23 protein-coding genes are annotated in these 19,961 nt (G+C 52.8%); 16 read left to right on the top strand and 7 right to left on the bottom strand.

The window, feature by feature from the left end:
- Positions 1–2 precede the first annotated feature (2 nt).
- From FRIGORI9N_RS01640 to FRIGORI9N_RS01615, 6 genes are all read right to left on the bottom strand, one after another.
- Positions 3–254, bottom strand: coding sequence for a lipid asymmetry maintenance protein MlaB (locus tag FRIGORI9N_RS01640; RefSeq protein WP_159568171.1), 252 nt, complete (start codon positions 252–254; stop codon positions 3–5).
- 1 nt (position 255) lies between these two features.
- Positions 256–879, bottom strand: coding sequence for a phospholipid-binding protein MlaC (locus tag FRIGORI9N_RS01635; protein ID WP_159568170.1), 624 nt, complete (start codon positions 877–879; stop codon positions 256–258).
- Between the two features lie 72 nt (positions 880–951).
- Positions 952–1,836 carry a VacJ family lipoprotein gene (locus FRIGORI9N_RS01630; RefSeq protein ID WP_236550777.1) on the bottom strand — a complete coding sequence of 295 codons (885 nt, stop codon included), beginning with the start codon at positions 1,834–1,836 and terminating at the stop codon, positions 952–954.
- Between the two features lie 15 nt (positions 1,837–1,851).
- Positions 1,852–2,325, bottom strand: a complete 474-nt coding sequence (gene mlaD, locus FRIGORI9N_RS01625) for an outer membrane lipid asymmetry maintenance protein MlaD (protein ID WP_159568169.1) — start codon at positions 2,323–2,325, stop codon at positions 1,852–1,854.
- Positions 2,326–2,337: 12 nt separating this feature from the next.
- On the bottom strand, positions 2,338–3,123 hold the full coding sequence (mlaE, locus tag FRIGORI9N_RS01620) for a lipid asymmetry maintenance ABC transporter permease subunit MlaE (RefSeq protein WP_159568168.1): 786 nt from the start codon (positions 3,121–3,123) through the stop codon (positions 2,338–2,340).
- Positions 3,120–3,908, bottom strand: a complete 789-nt coding sequence (locus tag FRIGORI9N_RS01615) for an ABC transporter ATP-binding protein (RefSeq protein ID WP_159568167.1) — start codon at positions 3,906–3,908, stop codon at positions 3,120–3,122. Before FRIGORI9N_RS01615 ends, mlaE begins: the two co-directional genes overlap by 4 nt.
- 167 nt (positions 3,909–4,075) lie before the next feature.
- On the opposite strand from FRIGORI9N_RS01615, the gene FRIGORI9N_RS01610 reads away from it, so the two are divergent.
- The 8 genes from FRIGORI9N_RS01610 to FRIGORI9N_RS01575 are packed head-to-tail and all read left to right on the top strand — an operon-like array spanning position 4,076 to position 11,914.
- Positions 4,076–6,016, top strand: a complete 1,941-nt coding sequence (locus FRIGORI9N_RS01610; RefSeq protein ID WP_159568166.1) for a type II secretion system protein GspD — start codon at positions 4,076–4,078, stop codon at positions 6,014–6,016.
- A complete protein-coding gene (locus FRIGORI9N_RS01605) occupies positions 6,013–7,008 on the top strand; it encodes a GspE/PulE family protein (protein WP_159568165.1) in 996 nt (331 codons plus the stop codon). The genes FRIGORI9N_RS01610 and FRIGORI9N_RS01605 overlap by 4 nt, the downstream gene beginning before the upstream one ends.
- Positions 6,998–8,035, top strand: a complete 1,038-nt coding sequence (locus FRIGORI9N_RS01600) for a type II secretion system F family protein (protein ID WP_159568164.1) — start codon at positions 6,998–7,000, stop codon at positions 8,033–8,035. Before FRIGORI9N_RS01605 ends, FRIGORI9N_RS01600 begins: the two co-directional genes overlap by 11 nt.
- Positions 8,032–8,892 carry a hypothetical protein gene (locus tag FRIGORI9N_RS01595; RefSeq protein WP_159568163.1) on the top strand — a complete coding sequence of 287 codons (861 nt, stop codon included), beginning with the start codon at positions 8,032–8,034 and terminating at the stop codon, positions 8,890–8,892. Before FRIGORI9N_RS01600 ends, FRIGORI9N_RS01595 begins: the two co-directional genes overlap by 4 nt.
- Positions 8,889–9,434 (top strand): hypothetical protein, encoded by a 546-nt coding sequence (locus FRIGORI9N_RS01590; protein WP_159568162.1) that lies wholly within the window; start codon positions 8,889–8,891, stop codon positions 9,432–9,434. Before FRIGORI9N_RS01595 ends, FRIGORI9N_RS01590 begins: the two co-directional genes overlap by 4 nt.
- A complete protein-coding gene (locus FRIGORI9N_RS01585) occupies positions 9,431–10,549 on the top strand; it encodes a hypothetical protein (protein ID WP_159568161.1) in 1,119 nt (372 codons plus the stop codon). The genes FRIGORI9N_RS01590 and FRIGORI9N_RS01585 overlap by 4 nt, the downstream gene beginning before the upstream one ends.
- The gene (locus FRIGORI9N_RS01580; protein ID WP_159568160.1) at positions 10,546–11,268 is read left to right on the top strand and encodes a type II secretion system protein; all 723 of its coding nucleotides are present in this window, start codon (positions 10,546–10,548) and stop codon (positions 11,266–11,268) included. Before FRIGORI9N_RS01585 ends, FRIGORI9N_RS01580 begins: the two co-directional genes overlap by 4 nt.
- 1 nt (position 11,269) lies before the next feature.
- Complete coding sequence (locus tag FRIGORI9N_RS01575; RefSeq protein ID WP_159568159.1) at positions 11,270–11,914, top strand: type II secretion system protein; 645 nt, start codon at positions 11,270–11,272, stop codon at positions 11,912–11,914.
- Positions 11,915–11,922: 8 nt separating this feature from the next.
- On the opposite strand, the gene FRIGORI9N_RS01570 is transcribed toward FRIGORI9N_RS01575, so the two are convergent.
- Positions 11,923–13,890, bottom strand: a complete 1,968-nt coding sequence (locus FRIGORI9N_RS01570; protein ID WP_371717157.1) for a monovalent cation:proton antiporter-2 (CPA2) family protein — start codon at positions 13,888–13,890, stop codon at positions 11,923–11,925.
- Positions 13,891–14,029: 139 nt separating this feature from the next.
- Between FRIGORI9N_RS01570 and FRIGORI9N_RS01565 the strand changes: the two genes are divergently transcribed.
- The 8 genes from FRIGORI9N_RS01565 (at position 14,030) to FRIGORI9N_RS01530 (ending at position 19,959) form a co-directional block, all read left to right on the top strand.
- Positions 14,030–15,022 (top strand): SIS domain-containing protein, encoded by a 993-nt coding sequence (locus FRIGORI9N_RS01565; RefSeq protein WP_159568157.1) that lies wholly within the window; start codon positions 14,030–14,032, stop codon positions 15,020–15,022.
- Entirely contained in the window at positions 15,022–15,561 is a 540-nt protein-coding gene (locus FRIGORI9N_RS01560) for an HAD family hydrolase (RefSeq protein WP_159568156.1), read from the top strand. Before FRIGORI9N_RS01565 ends, FRIGORI9N_RS01560 begins: the two co-directional genes overlap by 1 nt.
- Complete coding sequence (lptC, locus tag FRIGORI9N_RS01555) at positions 15,558–16,145, top strand: LPS export ABC transporter periplasmic protein LptC (RefSeq protein WP_159568155.1); 588 nt, start codon at positions 15,558–15,560, stop codon at positions 16,143–16,145. Before FRIGORI9N_RS01560 ends, lptC begins: the two co-directional genes overlap by 4 nt.
- Positions 16,142–16,723 (top strand): lipopolysaccharide transport periplasmic protein LptA, encoded by a 582-nt coding sequence (gene lptA, locus FRIGORI9N_RS01550; protein ID WP_159568154.1) that lies wholly within the window; start codon positions 16,142–16,144, stop codon positions 16,721–16,723. Before lptC ends, lptA begins: the two co-directional genes overlap by 4 nt.
- Complete coding sequence (lptB, locus tag FRIGORI9N_RS01545; RefSeq protein WP_159568153.1) at positions 16,720–17,475, top strand: LPS export ABC transporter ATP-binding protein; 756 nt, start codon at positions 16,720–16,722, stop codon at positions 17,473–17,475. The genes lptA and lptB overlap by 4 nt, the downstream gene beginning before the upstream one ends.
- 12 nt (positions 17,476–17,487) lie before the next feature.
- Positions 17,488–19,008, top strand: coding sequence for an RNA polymerase factor sigma-54 (locus tag FRIGORI9N_RS01540; protein ID WP_159568152.1), 1,521 nt, complete (start codon positions 17,488–17,490; stop codon positions 19,006–19,008).
- A gap of 40 nt (positions 19,009–19,048) precedes the next feature.
- Positions 19,049–19,378, top strand: a complete 330-nt coding sequence (gene hpf / locus FRIGORI9N_RS01535; RefSeq protein WP_159568151.1) for a ribosome hibernation-promoting factor, HPF/YfiA family — start codon at positions 19,049–19,051, stop codon at positions 19,376–19,378.
- A gap of 110 nt (positions 19,379–19,488) precedes the next feature.
- Positions 19,489–19,959: a PTS sugar transporter subunit IIA gene (locus FRIGORI9N_RS01530; RefSeq protein ID WP_040512070.1), complete on the top strand. Its 471-nt coding sequence runs from the start codon at positions 19,489–19,491 to the stop codon at positions 19,957–19,959.
- Positions 19,960–19,961: the final 2 nt, after the last annotated feature.

Here is a 19,961-nt window from a genome sequence, read left to right as displayed (position 1 = left end):
TTTTATGAGAAGAGAGATTGTACTCCGTAGGCAGCGATCAAACTGTCCAGCTGCGCAGGAGGATGTTGGAGTTCAAGGGTTTTGTCTGATTTAAGCACTCGCTTGGCCGCCAAAATGACGACCAAGGCGGTTGAGTCAACGTGCTTGACCGCTGAAAAGTCGATAACGTGATCACCCTTGGCAAAGGCCTTGGTGATCTCGGCGATCACTTCATCTCCGTTGCGAACGGTAATTTGATCAGCCGACACCTTCATATCAACCTTTCGCGTTCAGGGTTTTCAGGGTTTGAATCAAACCGTCCACGCCAGAATTGGCCAGTACGGGACCAAACTGGGCTTTGTAAGAATCCACCAGCCACAGACCCAACACGCTCAAGTCGTAGATCTGCCATTTACCGTCTTTCTTTTCAACACGGTAAGCCAGGTCCACTGGTGGCGCGCCTTTCTGAATCACGCGGCTGTTCACAATCACATCCGTGTCTTCAGGACGGGCACGCAAGCGATCAACCTGCAAAGTTTGGTCGCCAACCTGAGACAAAGCGCCCGAGTAGGTTTTCACCAAAAGCGTCCGGAACTCTTTGGTAATTTGTTCACGCTGCTCGGGCGTGGCCTCGCGCCAGGGGCGGCCCACCACCAACTGCGTCATTTTTCGGAAATTCACATTGGGCATGACTTTCTGATCAATCAACGCGTCCAGCTTCTTGGGATCAGAAACAAGTTCCTGCTTGCGTGCACGAATCTCAGCCAACACTTCATTGCTGAATTTTTCAACAAACTCGTTGGCAGGTATGTCTTGTGCCAAGGCAGGCTGTGCAATCAGCCCAAAACCCAAAGCAGCAGCCGCAACCCATTGAAACATCTTGTTTACTGCAATATTCATGATTCTTCCAAAACGTTAATCATTAATCTAAAAACGCAATACCTATGGGGTGGTTGACCGACCCAACGCCAATCAGTTCAACAAACCCAAACCTGACTTGGCCCGTTCGCTTTGCTGCAAATCGGTTGGCAGGTTTGCATCGGGTTGTACATCCAAAGGTGTGCGGGCCTGATCAAGCTGCACCAGGGCAGCCTTGAAGGGCGGAAAGTACTGGGGAACTTCACTACGTGACTCTTCCTCAAAATCCTCATAACCGGGATCGGCAGGATCAGGTGCTCCGTCTCGCACCTGGCTGGCCCGGCGTTTCAAATAGGCATCACGCACAAATGCATATTGATCCAGCGCAATGCGCTCAACCAGATCAGTGGCAGGCAACAAACGCGCGCGTGCGCTTACTGCGCTCAGCAGCACCAAGCTATTGCGAGCCTTTACATTGTCGTAGTGGTAAAGCGGGTCGAGTGACGCACTAACGAACCTTGCCGAGCCATCGCGTAGAGTGCTGGGGCCCAGAAAGGGCAAGATCAGATAGGGCCCCTGGCCCACGCCCCAAACCCCCAGAGTTTGGCCAAAGTCTTCATCGTTCTTCTGGAAACCAAGCTCGGTGGCCACATCAGCCAAACCCACAATACCAATCGTGGTGTTCAATGCAAAACGCGTGATGTCGCTGCCCGCATCTTTGGGCTTACCCTGCAGCAAATTGTTTACCGCAACCCGAACATCGTCGAGATTGGAGAAAAAATTCCTGACCACGATCTTGATTTCTGGTGGCGTTACCCGGTCATAGCCTTGGGCAACGGGTTTAACCACGGCTTTGTCAACAACCTGGTTGAACCCATCAACGGAGCGGTTGAACCCCTCCAGCGGGTCGGCTTCAGAAGGAGCGCGCATGCTGGTACATGCTGTGGACAAGCCAAGCACACCAAGCAGCAAAATTACTTTTCGAATGGACGTTAACACTTCAAATCCCCTTCATCACTTTTCAGAGTCACCTTCCGTGGCTTTGCTGAACAAAAACTGGCTAATCAGGTTTTCAAGCACCACAGCGGATTGCGTACGGGCAAACTTCTCGCCGCTGGCTAAATTCTCGAGGTCGCCCCCGGCTTCAATACCCACGTATTGCTCGCCCAACAGACCCGAGGTAAGGATTCTAGCTGAAGAGTCCTTGGGAAACTCGAACCCTTCCTCCAAATCCAGAGCCACCACTGCGCGAAAGGTGACTGGATCGAGATTGATATTGGCCACGCGACCCACGGTAACGCCAGCACTTTTAACTGGAGCACGTGACTTCAACCCGCCAATGTTGTCAAATTCTGCAGTAACCCGGTATTGGTCGCCCGTGGTGAACGAGCTCAAATTGCCCGCCTTCAAGGCCAGAAAAACCAAGGCGATTGCACCAATCAGTACAAACAGACCCACCCAAAAATTCACTGCCGTGTTCTTTTTCATACCTTCAATCCGTTAAATACTGAACATGAGTGCTGTAAGCACGAAATCGAGACCCAAAATAGTCAGGGAGGAAATCACCACGGTTCGGGTGGTGGCCCTGGAAACGCCTTCGGGGGTGGGCTGACACGCATAGCCCTGGAACAAGGCAATTGAACTGACGGCCACACCAAAAACCACGCTTTTAAGCACGCCATTCAGGATGTCGTCGCGTACGTCCACACCAGCCTGCATCTGAGACCAGAAGGCGCCAGCATCTACGCCAATCAATAAAACACCCACCACATAACCGCCAAAAATACCCACAGCGCTGAACAATCCTGCCAACAACGGCAAGGAAATCAAGCCGGCCACCCAGCGAGGGGTAACAATGCGCGCCTTGGGATCAACCGCCATCATTTCCATGGCAGTCAACTGCTCCCCAGCCTTCATCAGGCCAATTTCAGCAGTCAGCGAGGTTCCGGCGCGCCCGGCAAACAACAGGGCCGACACCACCGGACCCAACTCCCGCACCAGCGACAAAGCCACCAGCAGGCCCAGCGCCTGTTCGGCGCCATACCGGTTCAAGGTGTAGTAACCCTGCAGACCCAATACGAACCCCACGAAAAGGCCTGATACCACAATGATGACCAGGGAATAATTGCCGATGAAATGAATCTGATCAATGATTAAGCGTGGGCGAAGCAACGCTTTGGGCAACAACATGAACAAGGTACCCACGAATCGGGCAAATACGCCCAAACCCGCAATTGTGGCAATTACGCCAGCGCCCAGACGAGAGACTAAAACGACCGGGTTCATGCGAAATCCTCTTGCAAGTTGCGTGCAGGATAATGAAACTTCACTGGGCCTTCGGGCAAACCTTTGATGAACTGCTGAACATAAGGATCTTGGTTGGCCTCTACTTCGGCTGGAGAACCTTGAGCCAGCACCTTGCCATTGGCAATCACGATGACATGGTCACTGATGGCAAACGATTCGTGGATGTCATGCGTAACCACGACCGAAGTTGCACCAAGTGCGTCATTGAGCGTGCGGATCAAGTTGGCCGTGATACCAAGAGAAATAGGGTCGAGGCCAGCGAAAGGCTCATCGTAAAAAATAAGCTCGGGATCTAGCGCAATGGCGCGCGCCAAGGCAACACGTCGGCTCATGCCGCCTGAAATTTCAGACGGAAACAAGTTACTTGCGCCGCGCAGGCCCACAGCGTGCAGCTTCAAAAGCACCAAGTCCCGAATGGCTGCTTCGGACAAATTGGTGTGTTCGCGCAGCGGAAAGGCCACATTCTCGAATACGTTCAAATCGGTGAACAGGGCTCCGAACTGGAACAGCACACCAATTTTTTTTCGAAAAGCGTAAAGCTGCTGGGTACTCGCGGTCACCACGTTCTGGCCCAAAACCTGGACGTCTCCACGGTTGACTGCGTATTGGCCACACATTAAACGCAACAACGTGGTTTTGCCAGAACCTGACCCGCCCATGACCGACACCACTTTGCCCTTCGGAATGTCGAGAGAAATGTCCTCAAGAATGAGGCGGTCGTTATAACCGAAATCCACGTGTTTTAATTGAGCAACAAAGCCCATTGGGGCTCCTTAATAAACGAATACGAGTTTGAAAGCTATTGTAACCCGAAGGACATGCCCTCACCATCCAAATGGTGACAGGCTCACCCACTAGGCATGACCACGAAGCGTGGAAATGGTTTCAGCCGATTATGATTCCCGGCACCTAAACCCCCAAAAGCCGACCTGTGCGCTTATCACGTGTGTTTTTAACCGGCCTGACCGCCGCCCTGTACGCTTGCGCGACCACCCCACCCCCAAGCAACTCACCAACCGCAACAGTCGAAGCCGGGCACGCGCTAGAGCTGAATGCTGTTTTTTGGGCCGATAAAATCCACCACCGCAGCAACGCCTGGCAAAGACATCAAGAAACATTCACATTCCGGCTTGAAAACATTGCCGCCAGCCAAGTGCTCGAATTGATCTCGCGCGAACTGCAACTTGGCTATGAAATGGATGGATGCGGCGACACTCCAGTCAGCCTGGTGGGAAGGGACATGCCCCTTCAACAGGTCATTGAAAGCCTGGAGTTTCAGGCCGGAGCCAATGTGTTGTTTGAAGGAAAGCTGCTCTCAATGCGGTGCGAAGTTGACCAGCTTCGGGTTTACACCCTCGATTACCTGTCCATTGCCAGGCAAATGAATGACTCCTCAAGTCTGAGCTCGGCGATTGCAGGTGGCCCGCGCGAGTTAACTGATCGTCGGGAAACCGGAAATCGCTCGGAGCTGGTTCTGAACAATTCGCAGCAACACGACTTGTGGCAAGACATCTCCTCTCAAATCGAACAGATCATTCAGGTTCAACCAAAACCAATTGAGCTATCCAGGCGTGAGCGGGTAATCGATGAAGAAGAAGACAGGACTTATGCGAGCACGAGAAACAGCTCACCCCGCAGACTATCGCCCAACCTGAAAAGCGCCACTGCCGTGTCCACGGAAAAACGAGACATCACCACCACACGCAAGGAAACCCGGTCGGGACGTGTCATTGCAAACCCCGAGTCCGGAACGGTCTCTGTGATTGCAAAACCCAGCCAGCATCGCCGGGTTGTGCAGTGGCTGGAACAAATTCAGCGCAGAGTGGATCGGCAAATCGTGATCGAAGCCGTGATTACAGAAATATCGCTGAATGATCGCTATGAACGCGGAATCGACTGGAACGTGCTTCGTCAAAATGGCGTCACTGCAGGTTTGGCAGTACAAGGGTTGAATCTGACCAACCCGGCTTTCACATTCACAGCATTGCGAAACACCAGCGGCGCTGACACCAATATCGCCTTGCGACTGCTCGAGGAGTTTGGTCGCACAGAGGTGCTTTCTTCTCCACGTGTGGTCACCATGAACCAACAGGCCGCAGTGCTGAAAGTGATCGACAACAGGGTGTATTTCACCACCGATGTTCAAACCAGCGCACCCACACAAAACAGCCCTGCCTTTTCAACGTTCACGACCCAGGTTCAAACAGTTCCGGTTGGTTTTTTAATGACAGTCACACCGCAAATAGCGGACAACAATGCAATTCAACTGCGGGTTCGGCCCACACTCAGCCGCATTGTGGGTTTCGTTCAAGACCCGAACCCGGCCCTGCAACAACTCAATATTGTCAGCAAGGTACCCGAGGTGCAAACCCGTGAACTCGAGTCCATATTGCGTTTGAAAAGTGGCGAAATGGCTTTGCTTGGCGGCCTGCGGCAAAAAGAAAACAAGCGCCTGGATCGTGGCATTCCCGGCACACCGGAATCAATTGACCTGATCACCCAAAGTCAAACCCGGGGAGAAAGCCACATTGAACTGGTGATATTGCTGAAGGCCACCGTACTGGAAAGCGCCACGGCAAGCCAACTTGAGCCAGGCCAGGAGCTCGGAGAGCTTAACAAAGCGCTGGCCGATGGCCTTACCCTGTACCAAGCCAATCAGACCAAAGCACTGAATGCCTTGCTTGCCCTGCTAATGAAGCGCTACCCCGACACCCCAGAGCCCTTTTACAACATGGCTCTTCATCAGAGCAAGCAAGGGCTTTTTACAGATGCACTTGCGCATTTGGCGCAGGCTGAAGCGCAGTGTGAATACAAGCAATGTTCTCTGCCCTTGCTCACCGTGCGCTCTTTGATTCAGGCAAAAATTCAATGAAACACACGGTGCAGCTCCCTGCTTTCAAGAATATCGACAGCGCGATCGCCTACGCTGCCGCCCAGAATGCATCCGACATTCACATCACGCCTGCCCCAGAGAATTTCACGGTGCGTTTGCGCGTCAATGGTGCATTGGGGCCAATTCAGGAGATTCCCAACGACACCGGCCGATCGCTCATACAAGCTTTTAAAGCCGAAAGTAAAATGAACATCGCGGAAACGCGGCGCCCACAAGACGCACGATTAACCCGCAACAACATTGACCTTCGGCTGGCAACACACCCCAGCCTTCACGGCGAAAACATGGTGGTCCGGCTATTGAATACGCAAAGCCGCATGACCCTCAATGCACTGGGTTTAAGCAACCCCGCCTTAGCTCACATTCAACACTTGCTTACCCACGAGAACGGATTAACTCTGGTTGCGGGCGCCACCGGCAGTGGAAAAACAACCATGCTGCATGCCATGCTAAACAGCCTGGGGTCGCATGCCGGTCGTATTGCCACACTTGAAGATCCGGTAGAAATCATCAACCCGGATGCAGTTCAAACAGATCTCTCACGATTACCACACATGAATTTTGCATCGGGTTTGCGCTCGCTCATGCGTCAAGATCCCGACACCATTCTTGTCGGAGAAGTGAGGGACGAAGAGACCGCCGGGCTCACCCTGAATGCTGCGCTCACAGGTCATCGGGTTTTTGCTTCCGTGCACGCACCCGATTGCCTTGGGGCAATCAGTCGACTCACTGAACTGAATGTGCGCCTGGAAAGTTTGATGAATTGCTTGAACGGCGTTGCAACCCTGAGGCTAAAACCAGCAGCCCCAAACGGACAACGTCAGCTGTGGGCTGAAGTTATTGACCTGAAAAGCGTACCTCGCAAGGAGGTGCTCAGCTGCAAAGCAATTGGCGAGCTCATGACTCTGCTGTCGCCTTTGAATTACCTTCAATTTCCATCTTCCACCGCGCTGCTTGCCAATGAACAATAAATCACTTGGCGACAAAATTACGCCGTCCACATGGCGCACATGGCTTGGGCAATGGGCAGAACTCTTGCAATCCGGCATGCCCGCACTCGATGCACTTGCACTGAGCAGCGAGCTGCAAACCGACCACTCACAAGGAAAACTGTTGCGCCTTGGTTTGTCTCGAACTGCGCAATTCCTGCAAGAAGGACAAAACCTTCAAACCGCATTTCGTGCCTCGTTTATCAAAGTACCCATGCATCTGGAAATCGCGTTGGTGTGTGCACAGGCCAGCGGCGATCTTGGCATGGCATTGCAAACGCAACTGGACCGCTGGAAAACCACCAGCGATGCACAACACGCCCTGGGCAAAAGCATGATTTACCCACTGCTGGTTTTAACATTGGCCTGCGCATGTTGGGTGCTGCTGCACCAGGTGAGCGCGCCTCATTTGGCGCACACAACAGCCACATCGGAAAGTGCAGCCAAGTGGTCGGACAGTTTAATTTCGATGGGTGCACTGCTCTTCGCAATTGCCGGATACTTCCGATTAAAACAGTCTCGAAATCAGCAAGAAAAACGGCCATTGCTGCCACACAATATCTGGCTTTCTTCCAATTTCTATCATGTAATCGCTTGTGAACTGCATGCAGGCCTGGACCTGATGCACTGTTTGCGACACCGCACACTGCCCGCATCAAAATGGCTGGGCGCACGTCAACTGTCTACACGTACCTTGCTTGCACTCAACGGTTTAATGCAACGCATTCAACAACAGCTAAAACAGGGTATGTCGCTTAGCCAGTCAATGAGTTTGGCTGGGGCACCAGGTTTTCTGGTACGTCAAAGTCAACTCGCCGAGCAAACTGGCAACCTGGCTTACTGCTTTTTTCTGGCGGCAAAGGTCTATGAAATGCAGGCGCGGGAAGCCCAACAACGTTTGCAGAGCACATTGCCTTCTGTCGCCTTGGCTGTTGCTGCACTTACCCTTGCTCTGGCTTATCAATTCACGCTGGCACCGCTTTACAACAACCTGACGGGTTTGTCATGAATTCAGCCGCGACGCATGCAGATGTTTGGGTGCTTGAGCAGGAACTAGTCCTTCTGTTTCGGCAACAAGACCAGCACTGGATCGAGGAAATGCGACTTCCCTACAGCGAATTTATTGGAAGCGCCATTGCGCTTTCCAGTTTCAGCCTTGCGGACACCGCGGTTTACCTCAACGTATTTCAAAACACAAACACAGCTGCATTCTGGGCCGAGCAACGCTGGGCCGGCGTGGCAGAACACCCGCTTCGGATCATTGACGCACCAGTAACCGCTTTTCATCAGCAAGCACTCACTGAACTACGCGGAATGGGCAAAAAATGCCGAATCATTTCTGCGACAAAATCGGCGCAGTTCAATCACGCTGTTCAAATGGCACGGCTCAACCAGCACGAATTTAAACACCTCAAAAAATTCATTGCTGCAAACAAGTCCTCTACCCGCGAATTGCAAAGCAGCTTGCGCTTGTATCTTGGATTGTGGACACAGCCATCTGGAAATTACCAGACCATTCGAGGGGTGACTTTGGCTTGCACACTCGCAACCTTTTTATTGATGAGTTGGCACAACAATCAGCAACAGCCAGTGCTCGACACAGTCAGATTGCAGCAATTCCAACATGCACATCAACGCAATTCAAACAACGCTAAAACTGTGGCATTTGGCGATTGGCTAGAGCAACTGAGCAAGTTTGGCCGCAGCGAGCGTGCCAACCTGACCTCGCTGAAAGTGTCCTGGAACGAACAAGGTGAAATTCTGACAATTGCAGACCTGGAACGAGATCGAAAAAGGGTTCCAAAGGCATGCACCCTCAATAACCCAAAACAGGCAAAGTGCTCAGTGGGGGTAACACTCCAATGACGAAACCCCACCGCACCCCCCAACAAATTGTTCACTTCCGCACAATTCGTCCTGTTCTCGACTTTGTCATTCTGGTGGCCGCAATGGCTGTACTTATTCATTTACTGAACCTGGAGTTTCAGCACAAGCTGAGTCAGAAACCAAAGCTGAACATTCAAAAAACAGTTCGGCCAAACCAAACGCTGGTCATTGAAGAAAACTTCAAGGAAGAGACCGATCTGTGGCAAAGCTGGAACACTTGGATCCATAGCAATCAACCAGGGGCCGGGCATTGCCTGATCGAAACAAGACCTGAGTCGATCAACAACCCCTTTTACCTATTGTGCTTTGGAAAAATAAGTTCAGGCAGCAATTTGGAACTGCCTGACAGCAAGGCATGGCCTGACAACAATTTGTTTGTCAAACCGGAAATACCTGCGCCCCCGCCTACCGAGAAAAGCAGATCCAGTGGCACAGATATTCCTTACACGGTGCAAGGCTGGATCAATACGAAAACAGGTCGGAAAAACTTTGATCCAGTTCAAGGCAAATGGGTGCCATGAAAACACAGCCAATGCACCAAGGTTATTCACTGCTTGCAATCGTGCTATTGATGATGATGCTGGGCTTTGCTGCGCTTGAGTTTCGCAACAACACAAGCTTCAAGCAAAACCTGCTGCTTCAACAACAGGCTCGTGAAACTCAGACCCTTGAACACATTCGTTCCAGTTTGCTTGGATTTGCAGCCAGCCAGGGCTTGCATAGCCAAAGCCATTTGGGTCATTTGCCTTGCCCCGCCCTGTTACCCGGAGAATATGCACAAACCAGCTGTTTGAATAAAGCATGGGGCTACCTGCCAGTTCACAGCAAGATTGCGGTCAACTATCTCAATGCCGGCATTGACGCCCGCTTCAACGAACTGACCTTATCAACAGACACACACTGGGGGTACGCAGTTTCAAGCCAATTGATTCAGCCCAATGCCCTGGGCTGGGGGCGGTGGGTGAATTATTCAAAGCCCGCAATTCAAATTCGCATTCCCGCTGAAAGCGATCGCACAGAAAAAAACCTTGTTGCGGTGGTCGCCAAAACAATCACGCCAACCGCGGAACACCATTACGACATCACGCCGCCCTATGTGCTCGTTCACCTTCGTGAACTGCAAAGCCACATGAAAAGGGTTCAAGTGACTCAACTTAAAAGCACACTAAAAACCTGGCAGCAACTGAATCCCCAATTCAATTCAAACGCGAGCCCACATGAAAACATGACACTCAAAGACCCTCTTGCAAAGGTCTATCAACCCATCGACTCGGGTTGCCAATGCCGATGTACCAAAACGCGCTGCACCTGCAGCTGCCTCAACCCGGGCAGCTGGATTTCGACTGCTGTGTGCCTGAATGGCAATGTCAACTGTGCAAGCCACAACATGCAAACACATTGCACCAGTACAGTTGACGAGCCCTGTGTGTTTGCGGGCCCAGCCAGCTTGCAGAACCTGTGGCCAGTCAGCCATTTCGAACCTGTGGCGGCGACCAACAAATCGTGCCGTCCCGTGCACAGCAATCAGTGCCCCCTGAGCCAAAACAACACGGCTTGCACCTGCCATTTTTCGTGGCCCGACAACATCAAATCCAATCTTGAACAATTCAGTTTCAAGCTGACAGGTACACCATGAATACTCGTGGCTTCATGCTGATCGAAGTGGCACTGGTAGTAGTGCTAATGGCCATTATTTTGGGACCCGTGATGCACCTTCTGGCCAATCAGCGAGAGAAGGACAAAGTTCTCGCTCACCTTGAATCTCGACAACGCATTCTGGAATCAGTTGAAGGTTTTGTGTTGGCCACGGGCAGGCTGCCCTGCCCGTCTACCCTGCCCAGCGGGACCGAATCACGCAACGGTGATGCTTGCCTTCATCGCGAGGGCTGGCTGCCGCTTGCAACTTTGGCGACCTGGGGAATTCACGGTCAGTGGAAAATGGCCGTGGCCACGCTTGAGCAAGCCGGGGAGCCCGCCCAGAACGCCTTGGTATCGGCACAACCGTTTGCGCAACTCAACCCACAACAACTCACTGAAATTGTGATGGCACCCTACACAGCCAACTACGCGGTGGGCATGGGGCCATTGCCCGCCATTCACCTGTGTCAGGTTGTGCAAGGGCATGCTTTGCCACAAAACCTCAACGCGGGCTGCGGCGCACACACATTGCTCAATGCCACCACGGTTTGGCTTGCCTACCTCGAGGGCGACCTGATTAATCAAAACCGATATCAACAGTTTTTTATCAACCCCGATCAAGCAGCATCCAATCCGGTCTGGCTTTCATTTGAACGCATGAACTGGCTCTGGATGAAACGCGGCGCACTCGACACACCACACATTCAGGAGAACTAAATTGAAACATTCACGAAAACAGATCCAACACGGATTTTCCCTGCTGGAACTGGCAATCGCACTGGCCGTACTTGCCATACTGGCGGGCGGCGTACTAAAGGGACGCGAGTTACTCAACAGCGCACGGGTGCAAGCCACGATCACCGACATTGCCAATCTGGAAACTGCCTTGTCGGCGTTTCAGGCGCGCTATTCTGCGCTGCCGGGTGACTTCATTGCAGCAGCGGCTGCAGGACTCTCCAACAGTGGAGGTGACGGCAATGGACTGATCGAAGGCGGCGAATCCTGCAATGTTTTTACACACCTTCAATTGTCTGGTTTCATTCAGGGAGATTTCACCGGTGGCAGCGACGAATCCGGTAACTGCACCACAGGCAGCACCATGGGCAATCAGTTTAGCGGCCGCTACCTGCTCAACCACACCATGCAAGGCCCCAACTCCAGAGAAAATGCAATGGCCCTGCTGATTGGAGAAAACATACCTGTTGCCCAGCTCGCAGAAATTGATCGCAAACTAGACGATGGCAACCCCTTGCGTGGCGCCGTGCAAGTGCTCAGTGGCGAGGAGGAATTGTGCACCACACTGGCAAGCCAGTGGGATGAAGAACAGGGCGCAAACTGCGCTGCGCTTTACATTATTCGTTGAGTAAGCGCTTAGCGCACCATGGACTTGCGGCCCAGAATGATGGATTCGGCAAGGCTCAATGAATCAGGCTGACCTTTCAACACCAAAATATCTCCCGACTCCAGTTGCGTATCGGGAGAAGGATCCCCCCCCCGAATGCCCCGCCTGCGAATGGCGCAGACTTCAATATCCAGTTCCAGAATGCCCAACTCCGTCAGGCTTTTGCCCACGCCACTGGCACCCGGTTCCACGAACACCGAATGCAGTCGGACCCATTGGTTCTCGGGGGTATCGGCTTCATCGTCGACACCACGGAACACACCGCGAAACATTTGGTAGCGCGACTCACGAATGGCGCGAATCTGTTTCACAACCCGGGAAACAGGCACCCCCAACAGCAGCAAAGCCTGCGAACCCAACATCAAGCTTCCTTCCAGAATTTCAGGCACCACTTCGGTGGCCCCAGCTGCGGTCAGTTTTTCCAAATCACTTTCATCGTAAGTGCGCACCACCACGGGTACATTGGGGGCCAAGGCACGCACAGTAGTCAGCACTTTCTCGGCCGATTTGTATTCTGCAAAAGTAACCACCACACAAGAAGCGCGGAGCAAACCTGCTGCAAGCAGCGTTTCCCGTTTGGCGGCATCGCCAAACACCACCGAATCACCTGCCGCAGTGGCCTCGCGAATACGGTCTGGGTCCAAGTCCAGCGCCACATAGTCGAGGTCCTCACGGTCCAGCAACCGGGCAAGGTGTTGGCCGCTTCGCCCGAATCCACAAATTAAAACATGCTTGGTCGTGGCAAGACTTTTCTGGGCGATCTGGTGAAGCTCAAGCGACTTTTGCAACCATTCCTGACTTGAAAACCGAAGCACTATGCGATCAGCATGCTGAATCATGAATGGCGCAGCCAACATGGAAAGCACCATACTGGCCGTGATGGTTTGCAACCAGGGATCAGGTATCAAACCAAAACCTGCCGAGCCGGTGTTGGCCAACAACACAAAACCAAATTCGCCCGCCTGGGCCAGATAAATACCGGTTCGCATGGCTGTACCCGTATTTGCCCCGAATACTCTGGCAAGTACCGCAATCAAGACCAACTTGGCGAGCACCGGGAACACAGCCAGAACAATGACCAAGTGCCAGTTCTCCATGACCACTTGTGGGTTCAGCAGCATGCCCGTGGTAACGAAGAACAGACCCAGCAGTACATCCCGGAAGGGTTTGATGTCCTCTTCAACCTGATGCTTGTACTGGGTTTCAGCAATCAAAATACCGGCCAAAAATGCGCCAAGCGCCAGGGAAAGTTCGGCAAGTTCTGTTAGCCACGCCAAGCCCAGGGTAATCAGCAGCACATTCAGGACAAACAGCTCTTGCGACTTGCTTCGGGCCACAAAAGTCATCCACCAGTTCATCATGCGTTGACCGAATACCAACATCAGCCCCAACACCAGCGCAGCTTTCACCACGGCAAGGCTTAAAGTGGCTGACAGGTTTTCAGCCTCCTGCCCCAGCGCGGGAATAATGATCAACAGTGGAACCACTGCCAAATCCTGAAACAACAAAATACCCATGATTTGTCGACCATGGGGTGAATCCAGTTCAAGCCGTTCTGACAACAACTTGCTGACAATCGCGGTCGATGACATGGCGGCCGCCCCCGCCAATACAAACGCGGTGCTCAATGGCACTTCCAGAAAATAGCCCGCCAGCAAACCCAATCCCATAACGCCCAGCATCGTCAGGCTGACCTGGGCAAAACCCAAACCAAAAACGACTCGGCGCATGGCGTGTAATTTGGGCAGACTGAATTCAAGGCCTATCGAAAACATCAGGAATACGACACCAAACTCGGCCAAGTGGCGGGTTTCCGGTGTGTCTGGAACGATACCCAGCGAATACGGGCCAATCAGCGTGCCCGCAAACAGATAGCCCAGCATGGCGGGCAGCTTCCAGTGACGGAAAAGCGAGACCGCCAGCACTGCGACCAGCATAAGAATCAAAGAAAGCTCTAGAGCGTTAGGCACGTTTAATGCTTAGGAAGTGAAGAGAATTGGCACGCGCTTTGCTATACTGCCCTGAAAAGAGCACAGCCTCAAGCACCTTTGTTGCTTAAGTCTATCAGGGTCCACCATGTCAACAACACCGTCGAATAATGACAAGCACGATTTTCTGGCCATGGCCAGAGAAGCGTTGGCCATTGAGGCCCAAGCAGTTTCGGCATTGTCCGAGCGCTTGAATGACCAGTTCAGCCAAGCCACCACCGCCATCCTGAACTGCAAGGGTCGGGTGATTTTGATTGGCGTGGGCAAGTCGGGGCTGATTGCCAAGAAGATTGCAGCCACCTTTGCCAGTACGGGCACTCCCTCCTTTTTCGTGCATGCCACTGAAGCCTCGCATGGCGATTTGGGCATGATCACCCAAGAAGACGTGGTCATTGCCCTGTCCAACTCTGGCAATACCGAGGAACTGGTGGCCGTGCTGCCAGCCATTGCACGCCGTGGCGCAAAAATAGTCGCCATGACCGGCAAACCCGACTCCGCCCTGGCGCGTCAGGCTGATTTGGTCTTGGACTGCGGTGTTGAAAAAGAAGCCTGCCCCCTGAATTTGGCCCCAACAGCCAGCACCACTGCTGCTTTGGCACTGGGGGACGCACTTGCCGTGGTTGTACTTAAAGCAAGGGGCTTCAGCGAAGAAGATTTCGCCCTGTCGCATCCCGGTGGCAGCCTGGGCCGCAAACTGCTGACCCATGTCAGCGATGTCATGCGCAAAGGTGATCGCATACCTTCAGTGTCGCCTTCGGCCAGCATCTCCAATGCAATTCTGGAAATCACCAAAAAAGGCTTGGGCATGACCGCCGTAGTCGATCCCGGCAACAAATTGCTCGGTGTTTTCACAGACGGTGACCTGCGCCGCCTGATTGAACAAGGCCTCGACCTGCGCGGTTTGCTGGTCAGCGAAGTCATGAACAGTGCGCCGAAATGTATTGCGCCCGACAAGCTGGCAGTAGAGGCGGTGCGCATGATGGAAGTCAGCCACATTAGCCAAGTCGTAGTGACCGACGAGCAAGGGCACATTGTGGGCGCCTTGAACTTTCATGACCTGTTTGAAGCCAAGGTGGTTTGATGAATCAATTTACCGACCGCAAACCCACCGCCGCAGAGGCCGCATCGCAAATCAAATTGATGGGCTTTGATGTTGATGGCACGTTGACTGACGGTGGCCTGTATTTTGGCAACGAAGGCGAAGTCATGAAGCGCTTCAGCGTATTCGACGGTCAAGGACTTCGGCTGCTGATGGACCACGGCATCAAAGTGATCTGGATCACTGCGCGCTCCAGCGCCATTGTCGAGAAACGTGCAAAAGATCTCGGCATCTACCAGTTGGTCCAAGGCTGCAAAACCAAACTGCAAGCCTATGATGACATTCGCCAATTGCTGGGGCTGGAATGGAATGAATGCGGTTTTTTCGGCGACGACTGGCCCGATTACCCAGTGCTTCAACAGGTTGCCTTGGCAGCAAGTACCCAACACTCCCCGGCCGCCATGAAAACTACAGCCAACTGGATCAACACACGCCCACCCGGTGACGGCGCAGCACGCGAGCTGTGTGATTTTATTCTGAGTCACCAGCCTGGCTACCAGAACCCTTGGGAAGCAACGTGAAACCCGTCAGTGCTTTTTTCAATCTGATTTCGCAGTTCATACCGCTGCTGTTAACTTTCGCGTTGGCAGCTACGTCGTATTGGTTTGCAATTCAGTCCGAGCTCAGCCTGTTCAGTGTCAGTGGCAAAAACGACCCCACCAGCAGCGACTATTACCTGCGCAACTTCTCAGTGCAAAGCCATGACTTGGCCGAGAACAAGTATTCAATTATTCGCAGCAAATCTGCAGAGCACATTCCACAAGGCAATGTGTGGAACATCACTGAGCCGGAGCTTGAACAATTTGAAGCGGGTAACGGCATGGTCAAGGGCAATGCCCGGAAAGGCGTGTACCTGCTCGATACGGATGAAATTTACCTCCGGGAGGATGTGGTAGTGACCAGCCAAGACGAAGGGCTTGTGACCACCATGAAGTCTGAAGAAATACGAATCGACAACATCACCAACGAAATTTCCACCGACAAGAATGTATTGGTAACCCGGCCTGGCCAAAGGTTTGAGGCACAGGGTGCAACATTGAACAACGACACAGGCGAATTGATAGCGCAAGGCTCGGTCAAATTTCGTATAGAGGCAAAACGATGAAATGCTCCAACTGGATTTCCATGGCACTGGCAGCACAGGCACTGGCTTTCGGGGTCAGCGTGCACGCACTGGAAGCTGACAAACGGCAACCTACCACCATCGACGCCAACCAGATGACGTACAACGAAAAGTCGAACGTGAACGTGTTTACAGGCAATGTGTTACTAACGCGCGGAAGCCTTGTGATTCGCGGCGACAAACTCACGTTGACTGAACGCAGCGACGGCACCCAATTCGCCACAGTGGAAGGAAAACCCGCCCGCTTCAAACAACAACGCGACTCTGAACGCCCCAATGAAGTCTTGCTGATCAACGGCACTGGCAACACGATTGAATTTGACGGCGACAAATCAATTGTTACGCTGACCGGCGCAGCCAGTATTCAGAAAAGCACCAATGGTCAGCTGACTGAATCAATTTCCGGCACCAAAATTACTTATGAACAGAACACCGAATTTTTGAATGTGGTGGGCTCGCCCAACAGCAGCGGATCCTCTCGCGTGCAGGCAGTCATCAAGCCGAAAACCCAAGCACCTGCACCAGCGCCCGAACCAGCGCCAAAAGGGGGCAGCAAGTGAGTAACACCCCCGCTCAAACCTTGACTGGTCAGGGCCGACTTCAGGCACTCAGCCTGCGCAAAGCCTACCGCAGCAAGCGTGTAATTGAAGATGTCTCACTGCATGTGGACACCGGTGAAGTGGTTGGCTTGCTGGGCCCCAATGGTGCTGGCAAAACCACCTGCTTTTACATGATCGTGGGCCTGGTCAGCGCCGACGAAGGCAATATCTGCCTCGAAGGCAGTGACATCACGCTTCAACCCATTCATGAACGTGCTCGGGCGGGACTGTCCTATCTTCCCCAAGAGGCTTCCGTATTTCGCAAGTTGACGGTGGAAGAAAACATTCGCGCTGTACTGGAAATTAATCCGCCCAAAGACAAAACGGTGGACCAAGCGGTTGAAGACCTGCTCAACGACCTGCAAATTTCGCACATTCGCACCTCGCTGGCCGCCTCACTTTCAGGTGGCGAACGCCGCCGCCTGGAAATTGCGCGCGCATTGGGCAGCCAACCCCGCTTTATTTTGCTGGACGAACCCTTCGCAGGCGTAGACCCAATCGCAGTGCTGGAAATTCAACGCATTGTGGCCTTTCTGAAATCGAAAGGAATCGGCGTGTTGATCACCGACCACAACGTGCGCGAAACGCTGGGCATTTGCGATCGTGCTTACATTATCAGTGCAGGTCGAGTATTGGCCTCGGGTAGTCCGGAACAAATTGTGAAGAACGACGATGTACGCCGCGTGTATCTCGGCGAACACTTCCGGATGTAAAGCTGAGCCCCCATGAAACAATCCCTTCAGCTTAAAGTTTCCCAAAATCTCACGCTCACGCCGCAGCTTCAGCAATCCATTCGATTGCTGCAACTGTCCACACTCGAACTGCAGCAGGAAATTCAACAGGCACTGGCCGAAAACCCGCTACTCGAGCTGGCCGATGAAGAGGCTGTTGAAGGCGAACGTACACTCAGCCTGGACAGCAGCAATGGCGAATTGCACGAGCCACAGGGCGACAGCTTCGAAGCCGAACCGGATCCACGCAAAGCCAGTGAGCCCGTCAGCGACCAACAAGCTGAGCAAGACAACCAAAGCGAAGAAATTGTTCAACGCGAGACCATCGACTCCATTCAGGACAACTGGGAGGGTGACTGGCGCGACAACAGCGGCGCAGGTGCCGATGGCGACGAAGAAAAACCCGGCCTTCAACTGGCTGCGCCCGACAGCAGCCTGCACCAGCACCTCATCGACCAGCTGCGCATGACGCAGGCCAGCGAACGCGACAAAAACCTGGTGCTGTGGCTGATCGACTACCTTAGCGACGATGGCTACCTGACCGTTGAACTTGAAGACCTGTGGGAAACCTTGCAGGACGAACCCGACCTGGAGTTTGAAGAACTGAGCGCGGCACTGCGCCTGCTGCAAAGCTTCGACCCACCCGGCGTGGGCGCACGCAATGCGGCAGAGTGCCTGTTGCTGCAACTGGCCCAGCGCCGGGACATTACTTGCCAAACAAACCTGTACGGCAACTGCCAACACATTATCCGCGACCATTTGAGTTTGCTCGCCCAGCGTGACTTCACCAAACTGAAGAAAGCCCTGAATGTCGACGAAGACACTTTAAAAATCTGCCATCAAATAATCCGCTCGCTAGAACCTTTTCCCGGCGCGCGCTTTCGGCGCATTGACGACGATCATGTGGTGCCCGATGTCATTGTTAAAAAACTCAGTGGACAATGGCATGTGCAGCTCAACCCCGATGTGATGCCCAAAATTCGCATCAATGAAATGTACGCCTCGATCCTGAGGTCTCACCGTGGTCAAAGCGCACAACTCAGCGCGCAACTTCAAGAGGCCCGGTGGCTCTTAAAAAACGTTCAACAGCGATTTGACACTATTTTACGGGTGAGCCAAGCGATCGTAGAACGACAAATCGGCTACTTCAATCATGGCGAAATCGCAATGCAACCCTTGGTTCTGCGGGAAATTGCTGATTTACTGGGACTGCATGAATCGACCGTGTCAAGGGTTACCACGCAAAAATATATGTTGACGCCCTATGGGTTGGTTGAGCTAAAGTATTTCTTCGGAAGTCATGTTTCCACCGATTCAGGTGGGCAAGCTTCCAGCACGGCCATCCGTGCACTCATCAAGCAACTGATTTCTGCGGAGGACGCCAAGCAGCCGATATCTGACAGCCAAATCGCCGACCTACTCGGTCAACAGGGCATCGTGGTCGCAAGACGCACGGTCGCTAAATACCGGGAATCACTGAAAATACCCCCGGTGAACATGCGTAAGTCGCTTTAAAGTTAAAGCTTCCCCCCGCAGCAACGAAAGGAGATACCTTATGAACTTGAACATCAATGGTCATCATCTGGAAGTTACCCCAGCTATTCGAAATTATGTAATTGAAAAACTGGACCGGGTGAAAAGGCATTTTGATCACGTCATTGATGCATCGGTGACCATCTCGGTGGTCAAGCTGGTTCAAAGGGCAGATGTTACGCTGCACGTTCGCGGCAAAGACATACACGCTGAATCAAGTCATGAAAACCTCTACGCAGCCATTGATGCGCTGGCCGATAAACTCGATCGCCAGGTATTGCGGCACAAAGACAAACTTACCAACCACAATCACACGCCCATAAAACACCAAGTGGTAGAAGAAGCTGAATAAACCACTGTAATTTCAGGGAAATTCAAAAGGCGGACTTCAATCCGCCTTTTGTGTTTTTATGGCGTATAATCGGCCCCACGATTAGAAGCGGGTCTCAGGAATCAACAGCGATGAACTTGATCGCAAATCTACTTCCACCATCCAACATATTGTTGGACACACAGGTCACCAGCAAAAAGCGCGTGTTTGAACAGGCCGGACTGGTCTTTGAAAACAACCAGGGCATTGCACGGTCCAAGGTGTTCGACAGTCTTTTTGCGCGTGAGCGTTTGGGCTCCACTGGCCTTGGCCAGCAGGTGGCGGTGCCGCATGGCCGCATCAAAGGCCTGCGCGAACCCATCGCCAGCCTTGTGCGTGTGCAAGATCCCATCCCGTTTGATGCCCCTGACGGTCAACCCGTCAAGCTACTCATGTTTTTGCTGGTGCCTGAAAGCGCAAACCAGCATCATCTGGATATACTGTCAGAACTGGCTCAAATGCTGTCTGACAAGGATTTCCGTGAGAAACTCATGACAGAATCCGATCCTGGTGCCACTCACCAATTGATCGCCAACTGGGAGCCTTACCAACCCGCGAGCTAAGC

It is taken from the genome of Limnobacter sp. 130 (assembly GCF_902506325.1).
Taxonomy (GTDB): Bacteria; Pseudomonadota; Gammaproteobacteria; order Burkholderiales; family Burkholderiaceae_B; genus Limnobacter.
This window is presented reverse-complemented; position numbering and strand designations above follow the sequence as displayed.

Coding starts and splice junctions, on each gene's coding strand:
- FRIGORI9N_RS01640 (WP_159568171.1), bottom strand. CDS start 254: ATGAAGGTGTCGGCTGATCAAATTACCGTTCGCAACGGAGATGAAGTG.
- FRIGORI9N_RS01635 (WP_159568170.1), bottom strand. CDS start 879: ATGAATATTGCAGTAAACAAGATGTTTCAATGGGTTGCGGCTGCTGCT.
- mlaD (WP_159568169.1), bottom strand. CDS start 2,325: ATGAAAAAGAACACGGCAGTGAATTTTTGGGTGGGTCTGTTTGTACTG.
- mlaE (WP_159568168.1), bottom strand. CDS start 3,123: ATGAACCCGGTCGTTTTAGTCTCTCGTCTGGGCGCTGGCGTAATTGCC.
- FRIGORI9N_RS01615 (WP_159568167.1), bottom strand. CDS start 3,908: ATGGGCTTTGTTGCTCAATTAAAACACGTGGATTTCGGTTATAACGAC.
- FRIGORI9N_RS01605 (WP_159568165.1), top strand. CDS start 6,013: ATGAAACACACGGTGCAGCTCCCTGCTTTCAAGAATATCGACAGCGCG.
- FRIGORI9N_RS01600 (WP_159568164.1), top strand. CDS start 6,998: ATGAACAATAAATCACTTGGCGACAAAATTACGCCGTCCACATGGCGC.
- FRIGORI9N_RS01595 (WP_159568163.1), top strand. CDS start 8,032: ATGAATTCAGCCGCGACGCATGCAGATGTTTGGGTGCTTGAGCAGGAA.
- FRIGORI9N_RS01590 (WP_159568162.1), top strand. CDS start 8,889: ATGACGAAACCCCACCGCACCCCCCAACAAATTGTTCACTTCCGCACA.
- FRIGORI9N_RS01585 (WP_159568161.1), top strand. CDS start 9,431: ATGAAAACACAGCCAATGCACCAAGGTTATTCACTGCTTGCAATCGTG.
- FRIGORI9N_RS01580 (WP_159568160.1), top strand. CDS start 10,546: ATGAATACTCGTGGCTTCATGCTGATCGAAGTGGCACTGGTAGTAGTG.
- FRIGORI9N_RS01570 (WP_371717157.1), bottom strand. CDS start 13,890: ATGCTGGTCGCAGTGCTGGCGGTCTCGCTTTTCCGTCACTGGAAGCTG.
- FRIGORI9N_RS01565 (WP_159568157.1), top strand. CDS start 14,030: ATGTCAACAACACCGTCGAATAATGACAAGCACGATTTTCTGGCCATG.
- FRIGORI9N_RS01560 (WP_159568156.1), top strand. CDS start 15,022: ATGAATCAATTTACCGACCGCAAACCCACCGCCGCAGAGGCCGCATCG.
- lptA (WP_159568154.1), top strand. CDS start 16,142: ATGAAATGCTCCAACTGGATTTCCATGGCACTGGCAGCACAGGCACTG.
- FRIGORI9N_RS01540 (WP_159568152.1), top strand. CDS start 17,488: ATGAAACAATCCCTTCAGCTTAAAGTTTCCCAAAATCTCACGCTCACG.
- hpf (WP_159568151.1), top strand. CDS start 19,049: ATGAACTTGAACATCAATGGTCATCATCTGGAAGTTACCCCAGCTATT.
- FRIGORI9N_RS01530 (WP_040512070.1), top strand. CDS start 19,489: ATGAACTTGATCGCAAATCTACTTCCACCATCCAACATATTGTTGGAC.